A 23,959-nucleotide genomic window follows, 5' to 3' on the forward strand; every position below is an offset into this window, starting at 1 on the left:
TGATAGACTATTTAGCTGTTATTTCCTCCATTATTCGAAAAATAAACTTCTTCATATGGCTGAATAACCACAAAGCCCTCTCCGGAAAATTTCATTTGAATAGATTCTCCGCTGCCTCTCCCAAAAAACGATTTAAGAGTTATGTCTGTTACAAATTCTGGTTGTAGACTTCCCGACCAAGCAACTGTCGCATTAGGATCTGTGAATACCGGGTTATTTGGAGTAACTCTTAACGTTAATGGTTCGTAATGTGACGTAATGGCGACGATGCCACTTCCTGACAGGTTGATATTAAATAAGCCGCCAGATAGCATCCCGGCAATTCTTTTCATTAACTTAATATCCCATTTGATAGACGGCTCAAATGCCAGTAAATCATTTCCATTTACAAAGATAGAATCACCATTTAAACGGAGAATGGATATTTTCTTTCCTTGGTCAGCTAAGTAAAGCTTCCCCGTTCCTTCTGCTTTCATTAAGGAAGCACCTTCACCAGTTAACGCTTTTTTAAACATTTTACCTATTCCATGTTCCAAAATACCTTCGCGGGTAAAACGAATGTTTCCTCGATAAGAAACCATACTTCCTGCTTTCGCCCAAATTTTATTTGTTAAATTAATTTCAAGCATTCTTTCAGTTTCTAGTTCGAAAACTCCTTCATTTTTATCTTGCTGCTCTGTCTTAGCTAAAAATTCCTCTAAGTCATATCTCCCCATTTTCTCACCTCTTCTAAAATTGTTAATTTAAGGATATCATTTAGCTAGTTGCATGAAAATAAAAATATAGGGTAAGGTTAAATATATTTTCTTCTATAATCTATCACTGCAGCCGGCAATTCATGATAATTTTAAACGTGTTTGTATATACTATTTTATATACATTAATTGGTAAGAAAAAAATCATATGTGATTACGAAGGAAAGGGGCTAATTATGGAAAAAATTGTTGCAGTAGAGCGAAATTATATGGGAGACATTATTAGTTTTAAAACATCTAATGGTAGAGTAATTTCCTATCGAAAAGCTTTGCTTGATATCGAAACTGGGGTAATTGATGGAGTAGATGTTGTGGAAAATGAAAGAGAGCAAGAAGATTTATCCTACTCGATAATAGATAACTTTGACAATTATCCACCTATTTTTTAACAGTTTCTTAAAAAATCAAGGGCAATTCTCTGTAGGCGTTTATTCTGCTTTATTAAAGCACACACCTAGAGAAAATTGCCCTTCCTTTATTCGATCGAATCGTTTTTTTGTTGGATTATTTTTAACTCTTCTACATGTTGTGGATTTTCTTCAAAAAATTGCACTAAATCCCCAATACGATCAATAGAGTCCCAGCTTAAATGGTGTTCTATTCCTTCCACATCATTATAAATATTTTCTTCTTTAACCCCAATAATTCGTAATAATTGCTCTAAAAGCTCATGTCTATACACTAATCGTTTACCGATTTTCTTTCCTTTTGGGGTCAAAACCAAGCCTCTATATTTTTCATAAACAAGATATTCATCCTTATCCAATTTCTGAACCATTTTTGTTACAGAGGAGGGATGGACAGATAGGCCTTCGGCGATATCTGATACTCGTGCATATCCTTTATCTTCTATTAGGTTGTAAATGCGCTCAATGTAGTCTTCCATACTAGGTGTCGGCAATTCAACCCCTCCTTTACCAGGATTACTCCTTTTTTCTATTCTATTCCATCATGCTTGTCTACGTTATATGTATGTAAATACCTGTTCAAACAAAAAATTCGCCTCTTTATAGAGGGAATAAGCGTTTTAAGGATAAGCTAGTTAAACTAGGATGGTATAAAAGTGTTTCTTAAGCATTTTACTATAAAAAAAATAAGGAAACAAGATTCTTTCTAACACAACCTTCTAAAAAGACTGTTTCCTTATGTAAAATTCCAATGTGCTATACCCTTCTATTTTAGCACTGTTGCAAATTTGTAGCAAAATCTATTCGGGAAATTCCATTTTCCAACTAAAATACTCGTTATCCTGATTTTTCTCATATTTCATGATAGCATCAAATTTATTTCCTTTTTTGCTAATTAATCCTTTAACTGGTGCTTTCCCATTCTTGAGTAGTGCTTTAACCATCGTTTTCGTCGGCTTCTTCTTCATGGTCGCAAGAAATTTATCATTTTTCCAAATGACATATTTACAGCCATTTTTCCAGTTACTGCAGCCAAACCCCTTTTTTCCTTCTATAACAGCATGACCACAAAGGGGACATTTTCCCAATACTTCTGTTTTGGCCTTAGCATATGTAACTTCTTGGATAATGATATCTTCTTCCTTCTTTATTGTTTCAACCGCGTTTGTTGTGAAGCTGCTAATTATTTGCAAAAATTGTTGTTTACTAAATTGTCCTTTTTCAATATCATAAAGTGCTTTTTCAAGTCTTCCTGTGAAATCTAAGTTAAACAAATCTTTAATCGGAAAAATTTCGACCATTCTTCTTCCTAACTCCGTACAAACTAAGCTTTTATTTTTTGCTTCTATATAACCGATATCTTTGAGTTTTTTGATCGTTTCAGCGCGAGTAGCTGGCGTCCCAATGCTAAATCCGCTTAAAATGGATAATACATCTTCCTCTGTATCCGCATCAAAATTTTTTCCGCAAGTTTCCATCAGCCGAAGCAGTGTCTTTTCCGTATGTTCCTTTGGCGGCTGTGTAGTATGGGTGCTAGTGGCTGCTTTTTGTGTAAAAACCTCTTCTTGCAAGTTTACTAACGGAAGCATAACATCTTTCGATTGTATATTCTCAATCTTTTTCCAACCCTCTACTAATTGAACTTTTCCTTTTGTTACAAAGCTACCTTTTAATTCCACATGATTCATGCTTGTGATGATTCTTGTCTCTTCTACCTCAGCAACAGGCATAAATTGCATTAATAACCGATTTTTTATCGCTACATATACTTGTTCTTCCTCTTGGCTTAATTTTTTTGGGAGGACATAAGTAGGAATAATCGCACTGTGGCTTTCCACTTTTTTATTATCAAAAATCCGTTTGGATGGAACAAATTTCACTTCATTTTTAAATGGTAAATCTGCTGCGAGGAGATTTACCACTTTTTGTGTTTTTGCAATTAGACTTTCTTCCAGGGCAATACTCGCTGTTCTTGGGTACGTGATATACTTCTTTTCATAAAGACTTTGCGCAACTTTTAATACTTTATCGGCCGTCCATCCCTTATATTTGCTAGTTATATAGCCTTGAAGATTAGAAAGATTAAACAAAAAAGGCGGATATTCCTTTTTCTTTTGCACTTTCTTATCTGTTACAATTGCTGTTTTGCCTTTAATCTGTTCTTCTATTTCTTTCAAATATAGTTCTTCTTTAAACTTTTCTTCTTTTTTTTCAGTATAAGTACCTATATAACTGCTTCCGTTTTCTGTCATAAACGTTGCCTGCAGTTTATAATAATTTTCTGGAACGAAATTTTCGATTTCTTTATCACGATCATAAATGATTTTAAGAGTTGGCAACAAAACTCTTCCAATATTTAATGCCTTCCCTTTGCCTTTTTGATATTTCAAAGTTGCCACAGAGGTTAAATTAATACCAATTAACCAATCGGCCCATTGTCTGCTGACACCAGCATCTTGAAGAGGACGTAACTCTTTATTAGAGCGAAGATTATTTAATCCATTCAATACTTCATTAGGTGTCCATTCATTCAGCAATAGGCGGTAAACTTCTTTTTCCGTTTTTAAATTATAAATAATACTATCTCCAATGAGTTGTCCTTCTCGATCATAGTCACATGCAGATATAATGGAATCTACATCTTGTCTTTTTATTAATCTATGAATAATTTTCAGTTGTTTTTCTGCTCCACGGTCAGGTTTGTCTCTATCTTTCGGATCAGACTTTACTTTGTATTGAAATTTTGGAGGGATAAATGGAAAATTTTCTAATTTCCATGTAGACATTTTTTCATCATAATCTTTTGCATCATTTAACTGCAATAAATGGCCAAAAGCCCATGTAACAATATAGCCATTTCCTTCAAAATAACCATCTTGTCTGTTTTTTATTTTTAAAGCATCTGCAATGTTTTTCGATACAGATGGTTTTTCTGCCAATATTAATTTCATCTATATCACCTTTTTTCATAACTTACGTTCCTTGTTATTTTATACAAAATAATATTATAATCGCAAAAAAGATAATTGTATAGAAAGGGGAAAAGCTGTAGAAATGCAACTAGAGGATATTGAGGTATTTTCAATTAACTTATAAGATTACTATATTTTTGCTACTGATTTAACCATACAAAAAGGGGGTTCCTTCCATACTAAATAGACGGAGAACATGGCCTCCGTCTTTCCTATAGTAACTAATATGCCACCTTCAGGGATTTTTTAATTTGTAAATACTGTTCTAATTCTTTTAAAACAAAAAAGACATGCGCCTGTTCTTCAAATGAATCCCAGTCATCAGGCAGTTTATCATGCTTGATCAGCTCTTCTACTCTTTGCAGTTTACTCAAAAATAATACGGCTGTATTTCCTGAATGGACACATAAACTAAGTTCTTCCAGAAAGTCTGCCACAAGCTCTCGTTGATTATCTAATGTCTCTACAGATAAAATCCGATCAAAAAGCCTTGATATGATCTCTAATTGCTTTTCTCGAATTGTGAAGTAATGATAATAATAATTCTCTTTTCGAGTAAAATGATTTTCAACATCACGATAGGCGACTGATTTTGCACATTGTACAATATCAGATGCACGCTTTAATTTTGAAGCATACTCTTCTGTGATTTCATTTGTCCGCAAGTAAACAACCATATCCATCAATAATGCTTTAAAATAGTACTCTATATCTTTTTGATGAACTTTCATTTCCTTATCTAGACTAGGCATATAGCTATTAACAAGTAATGCTGCTCCTATTCCAATTACGATTAATCCCCATTCATTAAGAACAACGTCCCAAGTCATATGGTTGGTGGAATATATATGGAGGATAATAACAGTACTTGTTACAACCCCTTCATTTACCTTAAGTAAGACAGTGGTTGGGATAAATAATAGCAATAATAAACCAATGATATACGGTTCATATGCCATACCCTCAAAGAAAACATAGGAAAATGGAATGGCAAGTATACATGCGATAAAACGTGAAAATGCACTATGCAAAGACTTTTTCTTCGAGTTTTGAACACAAAGTATGGTTATAATTGCTGAAGATACATAGAAATCTAAGTGAAAAAACTGGGCGATAGTTATTCCTATACTTACCGCAACTGCTGTTTTAAAAGTTCGATAACCAATTTTATATTTTTTCAGATTTCGCAAAGCTCTATGCATTCGCATCATCAATCACAACCAGTAACTAATAAATCATCCTGTAAAGAAGCTAACCTCGTATTTATTGCAATTTTATCACCAGCTTTTACTAAAAGTTGCACCACAGATCCACTAAATGGAACACTGACATCTTTTATTTCTCCTGCTAATGTTCTAATAGTCAAAATAGGTTCCCACTCATAGAAATAAGCTTTTTCCTTCATTAGAATCTCACTAACAGTTCCTTCAAATGGACTAAGGATCATCTGGTCTTCTCTGGAAATTTCATAATACGGACTTTGACTGCTCTTTACAATCGTTTCAATCATTTTAATAAATCTTCCCTTTTATTTATTTTTTACTTTTCTTGTTTTGGGTTTATTTCATAAAAATAAACTCAGTTATATAATAGTAATCATGTTAATAAAAACACATTTCCCCCTATAATTCAATGATTTCAAGAATAATTTTTGCTTTTTTTCACAGGAAATTTTTGCTTAACAAACTCCTTTTAAAAGCCTGTCAGAATTGAACTCCGCAAGTACAACAATGAAAGCGCGCACAGTTTTAAAAAAATAATTTTTCTCGTCATATAAAAAAACTAGCTGTCAGCTAGTTTACATAAAGTACTTCTTAATTTTGCTGTCTGTTTGGATATACCAATTTTCTTTTTCAATTATGTTTGATACAGTTAAAATAAGAGATGGGATTTTTTCTACAATGAATACGATTAACCCGATTTTTTTTACCAAAATGACAAACGACTCCCCATGTGAAAAGCTAGGCAGCACACTCCCTAATTGAAGAATACTTTTTACTAACGCTTCCTTACTGTCTTCCTCGAGAACAATATTTGGGGTAAATCGCAAAATCCAATTTTCCTTTTCAATTGAAAATCGATACATTAAGCCACCCTCTTATTCTAATTCCTAAAAAAAAAACAAAACTGCTATTTCATCATATGTGGAAAATCATTATTTATGTAACATTGTAGTTTGGGTAAAGACCTCTTTCAGATCCCTCCTCTTTTTCTCATCCAAGTATCATATTATCATCCATTTATTTTGAATCACACCATATTTAATTCTTCTATGTATTCGTTTTCTTTTTTATTCACTTTATAAGAAAACCCTTCCAAAAATTTAATTAAGTTTTCCGAAAAAACGCTTAGAAACCTTGACTACATATGGGTAATCGTGTATATTATAGACATCATTTAACAAAATTCAGAATAATTATTTTCTATTATTATTTTGTTCTATGAAAATATTTATTTTATAGGCACAATTCATGTGTCTTGAAAGGCTTAGGAGGAAATTTATTATGCAAAACGGTAAAGTAAAATGGTTCAATAACGAAAAAGGATTTGGCTTCATCGAAGTTGAAGGCGGAGATGACGTATTCGTACATTTCACTGCTATTCAAGGCGAAGGTTTTAAATCATTAGAAGAAGGACAAGAAGTTTCTTTCGAAATCGTTGAAGGAAACCGTGGACCTCAAGCTGCTAATGTTGTTAAACTATAATTAATAATAGTATTCAGGGGATTTTTCAAGGAGTTTTCTTCTTGAAAAATCCCCTTTTATTTTTTGCTTATGGAAAAAGTGACCTCATCACTTTGAACTGGATAGTTTTTCCCCGTATTCCCTTAGCTTATTTCCCACCGTACATTGCGAAATACAAAAGCGGTGAGCTCTCCTTTTACCATACTCTACTTTGTTTTGGCGATATAAAAAACAATCTTTACAATAATCTTGCATTAATTCATCTGCTTCTTTCATCAGTTCTTTTCTTTGCAAGCTTCACCACTCCTTTCTACTTACTTGCCGATTAGAGCAATTGCATTTTGCTATAGATACGTTTCCCTTCTAATGCTTGAGTTGCCAGTTTATCTGCTTCCTTATTGTCGTTTCTGCCAATTGAAGTATAAACCATACTTAAATGTAAAGTTTTGATTTTCGATTCTATCCGATCGAGCCAATTATTTAAATCTTCTTCATAGCATGGCCACTCGCCTTCTAATTGTTTCAATACTACTTGAGAATCCCCCTTCACTTCACAAGTAACACCCTTGACTTCCAATTCTTCTAAAAGATTTAATGCGTGGAAAAGAGCAGCATATTCAGCTTCATTATTGGAGAGGATATCATGAAATAATTCATTTGCCCTAACTCTAAATTTTTTCTTTCCTTGATGAAAGAAAAGTACGGCGCCAATCCCCGCCGTTTTCGTTTCTTTATGGTAACCTCCATCAAAATAAATCGTAAAGTCATGTGGCTCTTCTTCTAATTCTTCATTTAGCTTTCGTAATTCTTTTAATGTCCAGCTTGTGCCTTTTTCATCATAAAAAAGAATATCTGCTACATCATTGCGTTTTTCCAACTCATCCCCTGCTTCGAGAGCCATACTTGATTGAATCCAATCTGATGTAAAGTAGATAAAATCTTTCTTTTTCTTCATTTGAAATTTATATTCTAATTTGTATTTCATTACGGAACAACCTTTCTACATATAGAATGACGTCAATAAGGGCCGGACTATTCTTATTGTCCGTTAATGGAGGGGAAAATAAACTATTCTGCTAAAAGATATCAAAAATTCACCTAACTATACGGTTTTTATAAAGATTGATTAAGGAGCTCAAGAACCTCAAGAACCTTTTTGTTTTCTCCCCAGCTGTATGATCTCTCACTTTCTCCCATCTCCGTAAAAAATAGCTTATCAATTAGAACTTCACAGTATGTCATCTACTGAAACTATTGCAAAAACAACGGACTTTTAGAAACCAATCTTTTCATTTATAATATTTTACATCCTATTTCTTATTTATTTTTCATTTCCTATCCTGATGGAAACTTCTCACACCTAATAAGTCGATATAAGTTTAATGATATATATACAATTTATACAATTAGTATGAAAGTAAAATAGTCACAGATCGTACATAATCATTGCTTAATCATATCAAATTTTTTGGAGGTAGCAAAATGATTGAAGTTTATATAGATGGTGCTAGTGCTGGAAATCCTGGTCCAAGTGGTGCCGGTGTCTTCATAAAAGGCCATGGTTCTGCGGATAAATATTCATTTCCTCTTGGTTCAATGAGTAATCATGAAGCGGAATACTATGCATTGATTAAAGCATTAGAAATCTGCATCCATAATAATTATCTTACCGTAAGTTTTCGTACTGATTCGGAACTAGTAAGTCGTGCAGTGGAAAAGGAATTTGCGAAAAACAAAAAATTTGCTCCGCTTTTAGAGCAAGCTTTAAAGCTTATCAGTCAATTAGAATTATTCTTTATTAAATGGATTCCAAGTAATGAGAATAAAACAGCAGACGAATTAGCAAGAATTGCCATTAGAAAAAATAAATAAGGAAGTTTTCATCCTTTCTGTTTTAAGCCTTCCCATCAAAAGCAATAAAATATACATTTCTTTCAAACGGGATTTTTTTAGAAAATAGTGATTTAATCATATAATAAAACCCAATAATTAGCGGATAAAAAAGAGGTTGGCACCAAGTAAAGGCTTGGTAAAACAATCGTTAATAAAACTAGTAAGTAGAGCTGCGATTATATATTTGGTTATTTATGTTTTCCCTAAAGTTAGTTAAGTAACCGCATATGATTAATGAAACAGCATTTAGACTATTCAGGTGCAGGATTACAGCTGCAAACGCGAAGGTTATTTAGGATGTAGGATGCGATATGCAACAACCTTTTGGAATGCCTTAAAAAGAGCAAAAACCCATGCGATTATACGAATTTTCTAATAGCTTTCTCGTATAATCGCTCGGGTTATCTGATAACTGGATCGAAATATCCTCTTTTCTGGATGGAAAATAATATCCCTCTTTTTCTAGAGGGGAAATAAGTGATTTCTTTTTATAAAGCCGATTACTTCTTTTTTTGTTTTCAATTCGTTGTCGTTAAACATCTCGAGTAAGGAAACGAAAAAACTGCCATCAAATTTTTTTTGTATTTTTAAAGTACATTCAATTGCAGTTATGACAAGTTCATCTGTAGCATTTGTATATGCTTTACCAAAATAAATAAAACCTATCACATCTTCACCAAAGGAAAAGCCTTTACTTTCTAAAAAGAGCAAAAATTCCTCTACCGTTTTCAAACTTAACGTACATTCCCCTCTATCCTTTTACCTATATGTTACTTTATATCACGACAATTTTCTAGCTTTTTCAACATTTTTCCGTCTCTTTCCAAACGTTTGTCACCTATTTTTCTTATTCTAGTTATACAATTAAAAAGGCTAGAGAACATAAGAACTTTATTTCTCTAGCCTTTCGTTTACCACCGCAGTAATGAACGTTTCTTTTTTGTAAATAAATGTCCAAGAAAACCAACTAGTACCCCTAATAAAGCTCCTCCTAACACCTCTTGAGGCTGGTGGCCAAGCATTTCTTTCAGTTTTTTTGGCTGCTGCTCCTTAAAGGCGATATTTTTGTCTTTATTAATTTTATCGACTAACTCGCCTAAATCATTTACTTTTAATGTTAATTCACCTGTTTGTCTTCTAATCCCTTGTGCATCATACATAACAATTAAGCCAAAAATTAAAGACAAAGCAAAATCAATTGTTGGTAAACCACGCTTTAATGCTATAAATGTTGTAAGAGAAGATACGCCTGCCGAATGAGAGCTTGGCATACCGCCTGTTTGAAAAAACAAGCCTTTATCCCACTTCTTTGTTTTTAAAAATTGTATAGGTATCTTTAGAAACTGTGCCAACCCAATACTAATTAAAGCAACATAAATGCCCTTATTCATCGTCATCACCTCTTTTAAATAGTCTCTTTCTTTATGGATGATATTATTCTTGGTTGTTCATACTATGAATGAATTTTTATTTCCACAACTAGTTGATGAGGTGAATATAATGAGTAAAAACCATGGAAACAGAGGAAAAACAGCTGGAGGAGTAAATCCACAAGGCTACGGTCAAGACGCCGATATAACTCCATCTCCAAAAAGTAAATTGGAAAATGCAGCGAAAAAGAAAAATACAAAATAATGATATTCCAGTAACCTCGCTATGAGGATGGGGCTGTATTAAAGCCTCATCCAGCTTCTCTTATTCTTTTCCCCCTTCTTACAAATTTATATAGACATAGAACAAAGGAACAGAAAAAGTTATGCTGTAAAAATGTAAATGTCTAGTTTCCCTTTAAAAAACAAAACGAATAAAAAAAGATTATACGAAACATTCCATTAACATTCCGCCTAATCTTTTGGGTTAATCTGTTATTAAAATAAAGTAAGTGCTTCTTTCTTTTCTACGTAATGATGAAATCTTTTAAACTCTAGCTCTTCGAATTTTTTTACTGCACTTTCTGGATTGATATTTAGATAACTTTCTTCTAACAAACAGCTCACTGGTACGTCACATTTAATTTCTGCTAATTGCCTACTTAAATGGAGAATTTCAAGATCCGCTTCAATCTTTGTTCGTTGTCCCTTTGTAAGAAGGGATAAATTAGCTAGAATTCCTTCGATATTCTCATGAACTTGCAGCAGCTTCAATGCTGTTTTTTCGCCAATGCCTTTTACTCCTGGGTAATTGTCGCTTGTATCGCCCATTAAGCCTTTTAAATCAATCATTTGTTTTGGCGTTATTCCTTTTTCTTCTTGAAAACTAGAAGGTGTATAAAGCATATAATTACCATAGCCTTTCTTTAATAGAGCTACGGAAATATGGTCATCTAATAATTGAAGGATATCCTGATCTCCTGTAAGAATAATGACATTTGCTTCCCCTTTCATTTGCTTTGCGATCGTTCCTATACAATCATCTGCTTCAAATCCTGCTACACCTATATTCGGTACATTAAAACTTTCGACAACTTCCTTTACTAAATCAAATTGTGGAATGAGTTCAACTGGGGCTTCCGAACGATTCGCTTTATACGAAGGATACATTTCTGTGCGAAATGTTGTACTCCCCATATCCCAGCAAACCGCCACATGAGAGGGATTAAAATGTTCAATCGCTGTGAAAAAGTGTTTTACAAAACCATGAATCGCATTTGTTGGAATTCCTTTTGTATTGACCATAAATTGACCTGTTACTGCTGTAGCAAAAAATGCACGAAATAATAGCGCCATTCCATCTACTAACATTAGGTTTGCCTGTTTCTCCTTGTTCAAAATGCATCTCTCCTTTATATCCATTAGTTCATTATAACAGAATCTCCAAAAATTGTGGCTGGTAGCTTTTTCTTTTTCTATTACTTACTTAAAAGAATAAATATCCGCTTAAGTATATTGACAATATTTTGTTATTGTTTTATAGTTGATTACACAACTAATCAACCAATCAACAATATAAGGAAGGGGCAGATCGTGAAAGCTGTTTTTGATGACTCAAAACCTATTTTCCAGCAAATTTCAGATATGATTGCAAATGAAATCGTCGAAGGTGAGTTGTTAGAAGGTGACCAAATTCCATCCACCACCGAAATTTCTAAATTTTATCAAGTGAATCGTGCAACGGTACAAAAAGGGCTTGCTGCATTAGTGGAAGCTGGATATGTATATAAGCAGCGCGGAGTTGGAATGTTTGTTTCTAAAGATGCTAAGCAAAAGTTACTTGAAAAGCGAAAAGAAGAATTCTACAACGATTATTTAAAACCAATGTTTGAGGAAGCAAAGCGTCTTGAATTAAAAAAAGAAGAATTATTAAAAATAATTAAGGAGGATTATAAGCATGATTAAACTCGAAAATGTCTCTTTTTCATATGGAAATACGCCTGCTCTGCGGAATGTAAGTATAGAGGAAACAGAACCAATCATCATGGGGCTCTGGGGTCGAAATGGTTCTGGTAAAACAACGTTTATGAAACTTTTAGCGGGTATGGAGAATATTGATGCTGGAAGAATCAATGTAAGTGGGATTACCCCATATAATAATACAGAAACAATGCACAATATCACTTATATACAAGAAAATCATCCATTCTCTATTCTTTGGAATGTCGAAGATGCCTTATATTTCGGTCCATTATTTAATAAAAACTGGGATGCAGATTTAGCCGAACAGCTGGTTTCTCTTTTCGAACTTCCACGAAAAAAGAAAATCAAGAATTTTTCTAAAGGAATGCAAACGATGTTACAAATCATCCTTGGGTTAGCTAGTAAATCACCTGTAACGATCATGGACGAACCTACAAATGGACTGGATGCTCATATGAGAAAACAGTTCTATAACGCACTTTTAAATACGTATGAAGAAGATCCACGTTTAATCATTTTATCGACACATCATATTGATGAAATGGAAGCATTGTGTGAAAAAATTGCCGTCATTAACGAGCAGACAATCGTACGATATGAGGAAACAGAAGAATTAAAGAGTCGTGGGATTCATTTATCTGGATTAGCTTCAGCAATCGAGCCTTTAATAGAAGGATATCCCATTTTAGAGAAAAGAAAACTCGGAAAACAAATGACTGTGATGATGGACGACGTCTATTCGGACAACTGGATATCCAAAGCAAAAGATGCAGGTGTTACTATAGAAAAAGCTAAATTACAGGATTATCTTGTTAACTATACAACAAGAAAAGAGGGACAAAAAATATGAATACTTTTACAGGACCATTCCGATTAATGATGCGCGAAATGAGCATGACATTTTATATCAACGTTTTTATTACTTTTGCTCTGTTTGTTTTTTATAATGTTCTAGGATATATGGGTGTAGCAGAATCTGGTTCCTTTATCTTGTTCGGTCCCCTATTTGTCGTTTTTCTTTTATACCCATTTATTAATTTTAGTGGTTATCAATATATCCTTTCATTAGGAGGGACGAGAAAGCAGTTTGTATTAGCTTTCTATCTTTCCGCAGTCATTTATAGTGTTTTGGGTGGAGTAATTCTAAATTTATTCTATTTTTTCACTACCCTATTAACAAGCAGCAATTATCTTTTTCATTTCGCAAAATTCATCCATACCACGAACTGGCTTATTTATTTTTGGATAGATTTTTCTTGGATTTTCTTTTTATTTAGTTTAGGAATGATAGCAAAGACAGTTTGGTTTAATTATGGCACAGCATTTTTACTCGCTGTATCTACAATACTGCTAATAATCGGAACAATTGCCGTAGTTTTTGGTGACATGAGCTCTTTAATAACTACATTTTTGGAGCATCATTTAAAATTTGTTACCATCTTATTTGGATTATCAATCGTTTTTCTTTTATTATCTTATTCCCTAATGAAAAATGCGCATTTAGAAAAAGGGGGACGGTTGAATTTCAAACAATATAAACAAAATAATTTAGTCATTCATAGGTAAGTACACTATAGATAAATAATAGAATATAAATATTGAGGACAGCCTCTAAAAAACTAGCGAGAGCATTCGGATCCGCCGCAAGGAAATAAAGCCAAACAATCACTTAAAAGTTTGAATGTTTGGCTCTATTTTTGTTCATTTCCCGTATTCATCAAAAGATAGTCTTATTCTCCATATTTTTCAAAGGGAATTTTCCTCTTTCAAGTCAATTGGCGAACAGGTTTCAATTTCATTTTCTTCATAAGAAATCCAATCACTAAAGCTGCCTGGATAAAGCTTGACCTTATCTAGTCCAGCCATTTTTAAGGAAATATAATTAGGAGTAGCAGTAATGCCAGAACCACAATAGACAATATATTCTTTATTCGCATCTAGAGAAGAGAATCTATTCTTTTGCTCCCTTTCTGTTAAAAAGAAGCCGTTCTCTATCCCTTCTGTCCATACAAAGTTTATTGCTCCTGGGATATGTCCCTTTTTTTTATCAATTGGCTCTATTTCTCCTGTATACCTTTTATGCTCTCTAGAGTCAATCAATATCTTATCTTGGTCTTTTGTTTTTACTAGTGCTAAAACCTCCTCATAAGAGGCAATCATATGAGACTGAATAAGAGGAGAAAAATTACTCTTTGAAAATGCAGGGACTTCTTGTGAGGTCGGATAGTCCTTCTTTAGCCATTCCTTATAGCCACCATCTAAAATATATGTTTTCGAATGACCTATATAGTTCATTAACCACCAAAGTCTTCCGGAAAATGCCCCTTCTCCATTATCATAGGCGATGACTGTTGTATCTTTACCAACCCCTATATTTTCTAACTTATGAACAAACTCTTCTATGGCTGGCAATGGATGCCGTCCCCCATGATTACTGATTGGATCGGAAAGATCCTTTTCCAGATGAAAATAAACACTATTTGGGATATGACTTTTTTTATACCATTCTGAACCTGCATCAGGATTCTTTAAATCACAGCGACAATCAATCACTCTAATCGCATCCTGATCTATGTTTTTATTTAACCAATCAACACTTTTTACAAATTCCATCATTATTCCTCCACTACTGTTCTCATTTCTAGTTCGTTTGCTGCGCAAACTCTGTTTGTGTTGATTCTTTAATAATCCACTCTAGTTTTTCAATATTTTCATGTTCAGTTAATAACGCTGTTTTTCCATCATAATATTCGGCTACTTGTTCTTTTAGATTAACAAGAAGTATATCAAAATGTTGTGCAAATAATTCTTTATAAATAGCAAAAAAGGAGTTAATTTGTTCTTTTATATATATGTTACCATGCTCATCAACCAATTGTTCCATTTCTACTCCCATATTCTTTCGTTCATTCTTTTCAAAAAAACTCTTCGGATTTTTGTAATATTTCATGCCAATTTTATTAAGGATAGTATCTAATTCTTTAAAAGGGGCATGGAAAGTTATATTAGATTCTAACTCTCTTTCTATTTCTTCTTGTAAACGAATTTCTTCATTAATAGACTGAATCAAATGCCGAACTTCCTCATAACCTTCTATTCTTTGTTTATAAAAGAGTTGATCTAGTCTTAGGTTTACTGCTCGTAACTCTTGTTCAAATTCAAAATTCAATTGAATGAGAAACGAAGTAGTCGCAAGCGATAATTCCCTTTTCTTATTGTCTCCTCGTAAGATTGATGGATGATAAGCTTCCTTCATTAATTCATGAAAACGAAACATCACTCTTTGCTTTAAATAAAACAATTGTTCCTCTACTTCCATTTTGAATTTTGCCAGTGTATCCTGGAAATCTTTATTTTCTATTTGAGATAGAATGATCCGTTTTTCCTCCTTCAATCTCGATAACTCTTGTTCTGCTACTTCTTTTTTCGCAAAAGTTGATTCTACCAATTTTTTTAATAAATCTATTGTTTCCACGTAATCTTTCTGAGCAGATTGAAGCATCATGGACAGCCACTCATGTTCGATAAAGTCATACATTTGCTCTTCTGCTTTTTTCATCCACTTTCCATAAACATCATGCTTATAATAGAGACTAGAAACAGGAAGAATTCTTGGCGAACGTATCCCGTATAATTGCAATTGTTCTTGTAGATACTCCTCTACTGCTGCTTGCTCTTCTTCATTCTTTGCTAAATCAATTGCATTAATGACAAAGAATATTTTATCTTTTTCAAAAGCATCCTTTAATCGTCCAAGCTGCATTAAAAACGCGCGGTCTGCTTTGGAAAATGCATGATTATAGTAGCTGACATAAAAAATACAATCCGCTTTTTTCATAAATTCAAAGCTTAATTCCGTATGTCTGCTGTTAATGGAGTCTCCTCCTGGAGTATCAACAAGTGTTATTCCTTTTCTCGTAATCTTACAATCAAAATAAACATCAATGGATGCCACAAAACAAGAGGTCTCTTCTATTGCCACATAATTTGCAAGTTCTTCTAATTCAATGTTGATCTCACTGCCTAAATAATGACGATGGTCAGAATACCCTTTTAGGAAAGCTTGAAGATAGCGAAATTCATTGGCATATCTCTCCATTGGATTAGCCGCGAGCGTGTTTATTATCTTTTGTGCAGCTTCTAAAGAACTTGCCTCTTCCTTCACTAGCTGTAAATAGTCATTTATTTCTCTAAGCATTTCTGACTCTGACTTCCATTTAACAATAACTGTTTTATGTGGATGTTCGTCATCAATTGGTAATATTCTGTTTATTGTAGCAGTTGTTGGGTTTGGTGACACAGGCAAAATGGGATAATCAAGTAATGCATTGGCAAATGAAGATTTTCCAGCACTAAAAGCTCCAAATAAGCATATAGTATATGTTCGATTTTCAATAATGGCAGCTTTATGGAATAAATTTTTCGCTATATGCGCAAATCCCTTTACTTGTTGTAGCTTGCTGCTTAAAAAACGCAGCTGTTTTAATAATAAATCTGTATCCATTTCCTTACTTTCGATTTGTTTTTGAACTTCAGCAGGTTTTATATTCTTTTGTACGGTTTTTGTTTTAGGAGAGGATAGTGACCGATAAGTTATCTCTTCCTCGTTAGTTTCAAGTAACCTTCGCAAAATGCTCGCATCCACGTTTTGTATTTCACAAAGATGTTCAAGCTCTTCTTTCCACTCTTGCCATTTGGTCTCCATCTCCTCTTTTTTCATCTTACAGTTTACAAACTCTTGCCATTTCTTCTCTTCTTTTAAAAGATTTTCTTTTTCTTTCTGTAATTGCTGCTGTCGTTGTTCTTTCCATTGATTAAAGAGTTGGGTGATTTCTTTTCTGAAAGACTGCTTCAAATCATTTTCAACTGTTTCACAATAGACTAGAACATAATTTTCGGAAAGCTGTGCCTCTTTATTTACTAACGCTTTTAATGTCTGGGTACTTAAAATAGATGTAAGTCCTTTAATTTGCGAAAAGAACTCTGCCTTACCCTGTTTCTCAAAAAACTGAGATAATGGTGTTATTAATTGAATTTGAACAAGCTTTTCCAATTCTATGTAAAAAGTTGAAAGTCTATCTTCTCTTTCCCTTTGCGTTTTGCTTTTACTGCCAAATAGGCCAATTTTAAAATTTTTCTGTTCTGATTCTAGATATAATTTAGCTAGTTCCCGAAGATTATATGGCATGATATAGGCATTCTTAATAATCGAATGCCACTCATTTTCTAATGACATCACTGTTTTATTTTCATCCTCATCCATTGTTTGGATGGCTTTTTTGGTTGTCTCTAAGGTTGCTTCTAAAGAATGATACTCGTCTTCTGTTAATTCTAATAATTGGTCCTCGAAGGGAGCGATTATTTCAGCATTCTTTGTTTCTATAAAGGAAATATGATCTTTATATAGCTTTTGAAAGGATTCTTCCAGAGAGTAAGGCAGTATTAATTCTTGTTCTTCCATTTTTCTCATAATATAGTTCTTTAATTCTTTCAATCCTTGATAGAAAGAATTCGTTTCGATTAAGGTGGTAAAGAATATTTTCTCTGGCTTTATCCCATAAGATAAAAAAGAATCATATACACTTTGCTTAAAATCTGCAAACGAAATTTCTGCTTCTCGATGTTTATCCATCTGATTAACAATTAACACAAATTTCTTACCTGACTCCACAAGCTGCTTTGTAAAGTCAAAGTTGATTTCCGACTGAACATGATTATAATCAACTACATAAAAAATAATATCTGCAAGATGAATACTAGATTCCGTTGCTAATTGATGAGCTTGATCTGTACTATCTATTCCTGGGGTATCCATTAAAATAGCATTTTTTATTAGCAGCTCCGTATCTAATTGAACCTCTAATTCTTTTATATTTTCCACTCTTTCTGCTGCCTGTAAAACTGTTTTGATATCAAGCACTTCTTTGTAAACATCTGCTTGATTAGAATGGTATAAAACTTTCAGCTGCTTGCCACCCTTTTTTACTCGGATTATATTGGCTGTTGTGGGAATAGGACTTGTTGGTAAAACTGTTGTACCAACTAGGTTATTAATCATGCTTGATTTCCCGGCAGAATAATGTCCACAAAAAGTTGCAATAAATTCTTGTCTTGTCGCTTTTTTAATAAGCTCTTGTAATCTTTGCGCAGTTTGTTGATCATCATATGCCAAAAAATATTGGTAAAATGCTGCCCATTTATGTAATGTGTCTATATTCGTTGAAAGCATGATATACTCCTTTTCATCTATGTATTTCTTTTATTTTAACTATTTTCCACATAACAATAAAGTAAAATAAACTGAAAATTGAAAGCGAAGACAAAATAAACTTGGTCCATTTTCCTTATTATTCGAGGACTTCTGATACTTTTGACGTTAAGATAAGAAAATATTTTTCGATTATTATTGTTTAAATAAAAATAAAAAACTGTTTCTCCTTTTCAGCACTCCTACAAGCAGGTAAAAAGTGCTGAAATGAAAAAACAGTATACAATCCTTTTATATTAGTTATTTCTATTATTTCGTAGCTTTTATAGTATTATGTAAAACGTATTTCATAACAAATAAATAACTGATAAGTGTCAAACCAATTGGAAAAGCAATCATTCGTTACACCCCTATCTTTTTAGCTGAGAATAATTCTCTATCTCAATTAAATAATATCACTATTGAAAATCATTTTCAATAAGAAAAAAGTTATTCAATTTTTAGTATTTTTTCCCAAAAGACCTGATATATCAACAAAAATAGGAAATATGTACCATGAAAAACAACCTATTTACCGAAAAAAATATAAACAAAATAGGTCTAATTTATGATAAGATATTTTTATCATACGGATGGGGGAATAGTAAGTGACATTAACAAAAAGTACTACTGAAATTTTAAACGCAACTATAGAAGCTGTAAAAGGTGTTATTCCCTGCGAACAACAAATTGAGAAGCCAAGTTTAACTGTATCACCATTTATTTTACAATCTTTAGGGGTTTTAATAGGATTAACAGGTGATTTCCGTGGTCGAATTATTATCGACGGAAATGAACAGGTTTTTGGTAAGATTGGCGAATCCATGTATGGAATGTTCTTGGAAGGGCCAATGCTGGAATCTTTCTCTGGGGAATTAGGTAATATGCTTGCTGGAAATTTATCTACATTTGTATCTCAAAGTGGAATTGAAATGGATATTACACCGCCTACTGTTTTAGCAGGTCAAACGAAGCTGTCAGGGTTTGATAAGGCTCTAACCCTGCCGATTTCACTTCAAAATATTGGTCAATTAAACATAGTGCTAATTTTAGAGAATTAAAGGATTGTTTCAAGAATCTTTTAGCTTGCAGAATTTTTTTGTCTCATAACTAGTTTGTTATTTTCCATATGATGATCACTCTTATTGCATATTATCATAGAACAAACGAAAAAAAGCAGAATAAACATTTTCTTCTGCTTTTTTTACTGTTTACTTACTATCCGTATGGCTTTGTACTTCTATTTTTATTAGATTCTCCGCTTTATGCCCGCAGCATTTACATATTGTCTTTTCTTTATAGATAGTCAGGCAGTAGCTACAATAATAATTTACCATATAAATCACACCCACTTCTTCATAAACATATATTAGTATATTTATCATTTGTGGAATATGTGCGGAAACGAGAGAAGTTTAACCGTTTTGCTTATATTCTGGTTTATTGAGAGCTACTTTTATAAAAAACATGCCCCAAAAGTTAAGTTATATTATCACGATTGAGGAATATATTTATTACAGATCTAGTTGATAAACATCACTATACTTTTTGTATAAATAATCAATTAAATATTGGGCGTTTAATCCTTCCCCTGTTACATCCTTTAATATTTCGAGCGGTTTTTTCATTTTCCCAAAACGATGAATTTTTTCATTCAGCCACTCTTTAACAGGAAGCAAGTTACCCTGCTCTAATAAAGCATCAAAATCAGGTATATCTTTTTCCATCACTTGCTTTAGTTGGGCAGCATACATATAGCCTAGAGCATAGGATGGAAAATATCCAAAGCTTCCCCCTGCCCAATGCACATCTTGGAGTACTCCTTCTCCATCATTTTCAGGAACTACCCCTAAATAAGATTGATACTTTTCATTCCATATCGCCGGCAAATCCTTCACTTCGAAATCACCATCAAATAAGCCTTTCTCAATTTCGTAACGAATCATAATATGTAATGGATATGTTAGCTCATCTGCTTCAATTCTAATCAATGACGGCTTGGATTCATTAATAGCTCGATAAAAGTCTTCGACACTCACATCATCAAATTGACCATTAGCAAATGATTTCAAAGCTTCATAATTATGCTTCCAGAACGCAAGATTTCTTCCCACAAAATTTTCATAAAATAGTGATTGGGATTCATGAATACCCATTGAGGTACCTGTGCATAATGGTGTTCCGATAAGCTCTTTCGAAATATTTTGTTCATACAGTGCATGACCTGCTTCATGGATTGTTCCAAAAACCGCCACTCTAAAGTCAGATTCATCATATTTAGTTGTAATTCGAACATCGCCAGGATTGATTCCAGTCGCAAATGGATGCACCGTTTTATCTAAACGTCCAGCGTCAAAATCGTATCCTACTTGTTTTAATACATCAAGACTAAATGCCTCTTGACTTTTTGCTGGAAATGTCTGATATAAAAAATCAGTAGTCGGGGGATTTTTTGAAGCCGCAATTTTATGAACTAACGGTATAATTTTATCTTTTACATCTAAAAATACTTCATCTAAAACAGCAACTGTCATACCAGGCTCATACATATCTAATAAAACATCATATTTATTTTCTTTATGTCCCCAATATTCAATGAATCGTTTATTCATCTCTACTAATTTTTCTAAATAAGGCTGAAACAAGGAAAAGTCCGCTTTTTCTTTCGCTTCTTCCCATACACTTTCCGCTTTTGATTGGAGCATCACATATTCTTTATGTTCCTCTGCAGGAATTTTTTTATTGCGATCAAATTCCTTTTTCATTTCTTCAACTGTCTTTCTTGTAATTGGTGATAATTGAGCTTGGATACTTTCCTCAGAAAGGACAGTAAGATAGGACTCTAGCTCTTCAGAAGTTGATAATTCAAATAATTCAGAGGATAGGACACCGATTACTTCTGTTCGTTGGTCTACTCCCTTTTTTGGGGCACCTGTACGTAAGTCCCAGTAAATTAGAGCAAGTGCTTCATTGTAAGCCCCTATCTTCTTCACATAATTTATAAATTGTTCTTCCATTTCTTTTTGATTAATAGACAATATACTCTCCCCTTTTCTTATCTGTATGATTTTATCTTAACATATTGTTTGGAGTTGAGACATAAGTAATCCAAGCAAATATAAAACCGAACAATTAGATGAATGTGCCTTGAAAACCTTGTATAATTGTATACTTTTTCTTCCTAATAAAGAAGATTTGTAGTTATCCCTTGCAGAATCGGCCCATCCTATAAAAGAATGAACATACAAAAAAACTCATAAGATTATTCATGCATTGTTCGATAACAACTTAGAATTTCTTATGAGCCTTTTTATTATTGAACCAATTACATTGCTGTTACTGGTAAAGCCTCTATTACAGCATTCTTTACTAGGCCTGCTACATTTGCATCCATACATATATGAATCGTACCTTTATCTTCATGTGTACGGATTAAGCGACCAACACCTTGACGCAGCCTTAAAACCATATATGGCAAATCAACTTCTAGAAAAGGATTTTCTACATTTTCACGCTTACTTTTATAAACCGGATCATTTGGAGGGAATGGCAAAGAATAGATAAATACGTTTTCTAATGATCTTCCAGGTACATCTAGTCCTTCCCATAGATTTACTGCACAAAGGATTGAATTTTCCTCATTTTGAAATTTTGAAACAAGGGTACTAATTTCTCTTTCCCCCTCAAAGTATATCGGTAAGGAAAATTCCTTTGGCAGATTGTCCTTAAACCTAGCTAAATCTTCTTTACTATTGAAAAGAACAAGAGATCGACCTTCTGCTTTTATTAACTCTTCATAACAATATGCTTGTTTTTCCGTGTCTTCATTCTGATTGAATGACTTAATATATACAGCCATATTCTCTTCATAATCAAACGGAGAATCAACAGAAAACGATAAATAATCAGCTGCGCCAATACTTTTGGCCATATATTCAAAGGATTTATTCTCAGATAATGTTGCCGAAGAGAAGATAATCGGTTTTTGTTGACTAAATACTTCTTCTTGCATAATATCTTGAACAAGTCTTGGCATAATAACAAGCGTTCTTTCCCCGTTATTTTCCTCAAACCAGGTTATTCCATTCATTTCCTTTAAAAATAGACCTAACGAATGAGAAATCTGCTCTAAATACTCTTCTACCACTTTTAAGTCATACTCATTGATAACATACATTTCACTTTCAAAGACAAGCTCTTCTTCTAGCTCAGAAATATAGCCTGCCAATTTTTTACCTGCTTGGATTACTCGATCTGTTTTTTTGATTTCCTGTTTATCTGAACCTTCTGTTTTATAGGATGCATCTGTTAGTTCTCTAAAAAACTGTTCATTTTGATAAATAGTTTCCTCAATAATATTTAGGGTTTTCTCACGTACATCGTTTGCCATTAAACGTGTTAATAGATTTTCTAAGTTTTGCTCTGTCAATCTGTATGTTAATGCACTTTGGGCAGCATATTCTAATAAATGTCCTTCATCAAAAACAACACAAGCACTATCAGGTAATAAAGGAAGCTGTCCTTCTCTTTTTCTAGCTTCTTTTGTCCAAATATGTTCCATATAAAAATCATGGGAACAGATGATTAAATCTTTAGCATTACGATAATAATCTCGATGTAATGTCTGCCCACAGCGATGGCGTTTATCACAAGTAAAACAATCTTGCATGGAATCCCATGCTACCCCTTCCCAATCCTTATCATTTAAATCTGGATAATCTTTTCTGTCTCCATATGGTGAAAAAGATTGTAATGATCCTGTTCCGTGCACAAAATCTGGAAGGCTGTCATAAATTGTATTATACGTATCTTCCAATGTAATTTTTTGATCCAGTTTAGTTAAGCATAAATATTGGTTTCGTGATTTAGCTAAACGAACATCAATGTTTAATCCAAGCGCCTGCTCTAACTTTGCAATATCGCCTTCTTTTTTTACTAGCTGTTCAATTAACGTCTCATCTGAACAAGCAATAATGGCAGGCTTGTTTACATAACGGGCATAACAAATGCTATATAATAAATAGACAAAGGTCTTTCCAGTTCCTACTCCAGCCTCTGCAAAAATTGTTTTCTTTTCCTTAAACGCTTTTTCTAATTGATAAGCCATATATACTTGCTCATCTCGTAGTTCATAACCTGCTTCTGGAAGAATGTCATAAAAGACATCGCCAATCCACTCTCCCAGCTTCTCATAAAATGATTCTGTTTTTGATACTTCAAATGGCATGCTATTTTGCATGTAAACCCCTCCGACCTACGAATTATGCTGCTTGTCTTTAATCTTTATCTATTTAATAAGCAATGAATAATTTACTTAATTTTTTCATGACGAACCTTAATCATAGTCAATTTGACTGCAATATTCAAGTGAAAAGAGGGTTGCCTCCAAAAGAATCAGGCACCCTCTCTTACATCATTTCATTATTAATTATTTTGGAATATCTTCGTCCTGCTTTTTCTTATCCTCTATCTCTTGATAAGGAATAAGTCATGGCCTGCTGAACCATTTGTTGTGCTGCTGATAATTGCTGTAAAACAGCTTGATCAGCAATACCTTCTTCTTCTATTAGATTTACCGAAGAATTTAACGCACCGATTATTTTTGTATAATCTATATTACTATCTTTCATAAAACTTCCCTCCAGAAA

24 protein-coding genes are annotated in these 23,959 nt (G+C 33.3%); 8 read left to right on the plus strand and 16 right to left on the minus strand.

Translation table 11 applies throughout. From position 1 onward, the window contains the following. Positions 1 to 11 precede the first annotated feature (11 nt). Positions 12 to 716, minus strand: a complete 705-nt coding sequence (locus MHH96_RS19445; RefSeq protein ID WP_095320644.1) for an AIM24 family protein — start codon at positions 714 to 716, stop codon at positions 12 to 14. A 215-nt stretch (positions 717 to 931) separates the two neighbouring features. Here MHH96_RS19445 and MHH96_RS19450 point away from each other — a divergent pair, with 215 nt between their 5' ends. Beyond that, positions 932 to 1,144 carry a DUF3892 domain-containing protein gene (locus MHH96_RS19450; RefSeq protein ID WP_047940427.1) on the plus strand — a complete coding sequence of 71 codons (213 nt, stop codon included), beginning with the start codon at positions 932 to 934 and terminating at the stop codon, positions 1,142 to 1,144. Between the two features lie 86 nt (positions 1,145 to 1,230). Here MHH96_RS19450 and mntR read toward each other — a convergent pair whose 3' ends face one another. From mntR to MHH96_RS19475, 5 genes are all read right to left on the minus strand, one after another. Beyond that, entirely contained in the window at positions 1,231 to 1,656 is a 426-nt protein-coding gene (mntR, locus tag MHH96_RS19455) for a transcriptional regulator MntR (RefSeq protein WP_047940426.1), read from the minus strand. A gap of 306 nt (positions 1,657 to 1,962) precedes the next feature. Beyond that, on the minus strand, positions 1,963 to 4,113 hold the full coding sequence (locus tag MHH96_RS19460) for a type IA DNA topoisomerase (RefSeq protein ID WP_047940425.1): 2,151 nt from the start codon (positions 4,111 to 4,113) through the stop codon (positions 1,963 to 1,965). Between the two features lie 242 nt (positions 4,114 to 4,355). Further along, complete coding sequence (locus MHH96_RS19465; RefSeq protein WP_235844424.1) at positions 4,356 to 5,345, minus strand: aromatic acid exporter family protein; 990 nt, start codon at positions 5,343 to 5,345, stop codon at positions 4,356 to 4,358. Then, positions 5,345 to 5,644: a hypothetical protein gene (locus MHH96_RS19470; RefSeq protein ID WP_047940424.1), complete on the minus strand. Its 300-nt coding sequence runs from the start codon at positions 5,642 to 5,644 to the stop codon at positions 5,345 to 5,347. The genes MHH96_RS19465 and MHH96_RS19470 overlap by 1 nt, the downstream gene beginning before the upstream one ends. A 288-nt stretch (positions 5,645 to 5,932) precedes the next feature. Beyond that, positions 5,933 to 6,220, minus strand: a complete 288-nt coding sequence (locus MHH96_RS19475) for a hypothetical protein (RefSeq protein WP_047940423.1) — start codon at positions 6,218 to 6,220, stop codon at positions 5,933 to 5,935. A 418-nt stretch (positions 6,221 to 6,638) separates the two neighbouring features. Between MHH96_RS19475 and cspD the strand changes: the two genes are divergently transcribed. Beyond that, the gene (gene cspD / locus MHH96_RS19480; protein WP_009332654.1) at positions 6,639 to 6,839 is read left to right on the plus strand and encodes a cold-shock protein CspD; all 201 of its coding nucleotides are present in this window, start codon (positions 6,639 to 6,641) and stop codon (positions 6,837 to 6,839) included. An 87-nt stretch (positions 6,840 to 6,926) separates the two neighbouring features. On the opposite strand, the gene MHH96_RS19485 is transcribed toward cspD, so the two are convergent. Beyond that, complete coding sequence (locus tag MHH96_RS19485; protein ID WP_047940422.1) at positions 6,927 to 7,112, minus strand: zinc-finger domain-containing protein; 186 nt, start codon at positions 7,110 to 7,112, stop codon at positions 6,927 to 6,929. 31 nt (positions 7,113 to 7,143) lie between these two features. Further along, positions 7,144 to 7,803: a reverse transcriptase-like protein gene (locus MHH96_RS19490; protein ID WP_095320643.1), complete on the minus strand. Its 660-nt coding sequence runs from the start codon at positions 7,801 to 7,803 to the stop codon at positions 7,144 to 7,146. Positions 7,804 to 8,300: 497 nt separating this feature from the next. On the opposite strand from MHH96_RS19490, the gene MHH96_RS19495 reads away from it, so the two are divergent. After that, positions 8,301 to 8,690, plus strand: a complete 390-nt coding sequence (locus MHH96_RS19495) for a reverse transcriptase-like protein (protein ID WP_047940420.1) — start codon at positions 8,301 to 8,303, stop codon at positions 8,688 to 8,690. A gap of 483 nt (positions 8,691 to 9,173) precedes the next feature. Here the strand turns inward: MHH96_RS19495 and MHH96_RS19500 are convergent, their stop codons facing one another. Together MHH96_RS19500 and MHH96_RS19505 are read right to left on the minus strand one after the other, a co-directional pair. Beyond that, entirely contained in the window at positions 9,174 to 9,443 is a 270-nt protein-coding gene (locus MHH96_RS19500) for a DUF6123 family protein (RefSeq protein WP_047940419.1), read from the minus strand. A gap of 179 nt (positions 9,444 to 9,622) precedes the next feature. Next, entirely contained in the window at positions 9,623 to 10,102 is a 480-nt protein-coding gene (locus tag MHH96_RS19505) for a divergent PAP2 family protein (protein ID WP_047940418.1), read from the minus strand. 109 nt (positions 10,103 to 10,211) lie between these two features. Between MHH96_RS19505 and sspL the strand changes: the two genes are divergently transcribed. After that, a complete protein-coding gene (gene sspL / locus MHH96_RS19510; RefSeq protein WP_047940691.1) occupies positions 10,212 to 10,346 on the plus strand; it encodes a small, acid-soluble spore protein L in 135 nt (44 codons plus the stop codon). Positions 10,347 to 10,579: 233 nt separating this feature from the next. On the opposite strand, the gene MHH96_RS19515 is transcribed toward sspL, so the two are convergent. Then, positions 10,580 to 11,452, minus strand: a complete 873-nt coding sequence (locus MHH96_RS19515) for a 5'-3' exonuclease (protein WP_235844428.1) — start codon at positions 11,450 to 11,452, stop codon at positions 10,580 to 10,582. Between the two features lie 222 nt (positions 11,453 to 11,674). Between MHH96_RS19515 and MHH96_RS19520 the strand changes: the two genes are divergently transcribed. From MHH96_RS19520 to MHH96_RS19530, 3 genes are read left to right on the plus strand one after another with little or no spacing between them, the layout of a single operon-like run. Continuing rightward, a complete protein-coding gene (locus MHH96_RS19520) occupies positions 11,675 to 12,046 on the plus strand; it encodes a GntR family transcriptional regulator (protein WP_047940416.1) in 372 nt (123 codons plus the stop codon). Further along, positions 12,039 to 12,914 carry an ATP-binding cassette domain-containing protein gene (locus tag MHH96_RS19525; protein ID WP_095259077.1) on the plus strand — a complete coding sequence of 292 codons (876 nt, stop codon included), beginning with the start codon at positions 12,039 to 12,041 and terminating at the stop codon, positions 12,912 to 12,914. The genes MHH96_RS19520 and MHH96_RS19525 overlap by 8 nt, the downstream gene beginning before the upstream one ends. Next, positions 12,911 to 13,630, plus strand: a complete 720-nt coding sequence (locus tag MHH96_RS19530) for a hypothetical protein (protein WP_341117883.1) — start codon at positions 12,911 to 12,913, stop codon at positions 13,628 to 13,630. The genes MHH96_RS19525 and MHH96_RS19530 overlap by 4 nt, the downstream gene beginning before the upstream one ends. Before the next feature lie 180 nt (positions 13,631 to 13,810). Here the strand turns inward: MHH96_RS19530 and MHH96_RS19535 are convergent, their stop codons facing one another. Both MHH96_RS19535 and MHH96_RS19540 read right to left on the minus strand, forming a co-directional pair. Next, positions 13,811 to 14,677, minus strand: a complete 867-nt coding sequence (locus tag MHH96_RS19535) for a sulfurtransferase (RefSeq protein ID WP_341118139.1) — start codon at positions 14,675 to 14,677, stop codon at positions 13,811 to 13,813. Between the two features lie 28 nt (positions 14,678 to 14,705). Further along, the gene (locus MHH96_RS19540; RefSeq protein ID WP_047940412.1) at positions 14,706 to 18,293 is read right to left on the minus strand and encodes a dynamin family protein; all 3,588 of its coding nucleotides are present in this window, start codon (positions 18,291 to 18,293) and stop codon (positions 14,706 to 14,708) included. 626 nt (positions 18,294 to 18,919) lie between these two features. Between MHH96_RS19540 and MHH96_RS19545 the strand changes: the two genes are divergently transcribed. Beyond that, the gene (locus MHH96_RS19545) at positions 18,920 to 19,372 is read left to right on the plus strand and encodes a chemotaxis protein CheX (RefSeq protein ID WP_047940411.1); all 453 of its coding nucleotides are present in this window, start codon (positions 18,920 to 18,922) and stop codon (positions 19,370 to 19,372) included. Positions 19,373 to 19,825: 453 nt separating this feature from the next. On the opposite strand, the gene MHH96_RS19550 is transcribed toward MHH96_RS19545, so the two are convergent. The 3 genes from MHH96_RS19550 to MHH96_RS19560 form a co-directional block, all read right to left on the minus strand. Continuing rightward, a complete protein-coding gene (locus MHH96_RS19550; RefSeq protein ID WP_369988352.1) occupies positions 19,826 to 21,328 on the minus strand; it encodes a carboxypeptidase M32 in 1,503 nt (500 codons plus the stop codon). 308 nt (positions 21,329 to 21,636) lie between these two features. Next, positions 21,637 to 23,550 carry an ATP-dependent DNA helicase gene (locus MHH96_RS19555; RefSeq protein ID WP_047940409.1) on the minus strand — a complete coding sequence of 638 codons (1,914 nt, stop codon included), beginning with the start codon at positions 23,548 to 23,550 and terminating at the stop codon, positions 21,637 to 21,639. A gap of 220 nt (positions 23,551 to 23,770) precedes the next feature. Continuing rightward, positions 23,771 to 23,941 carry a hypothetical protein gene (locus MHH96_RS19560; protein ID WP_156485380.1) on the minus strand — a complete coding sequence of 57 codons (171 nt, stop codon included), beginning with the start codon at positions 23,939 to 23,941 and terminating at the stop codon, positions 23,771 to 23,773. Between the last annotated feature and the right edge of the window lie 18 nt (positions 23,942 to 23,959).

Source organism: Niallia sp. FSL K6-0212 (genome assembly GCF_038007605.1).
GTDB lineage: Bacteria > Bacillota > Bacilli > Bacillales > Cytobacillaceae > Niallia > Niallia circulans.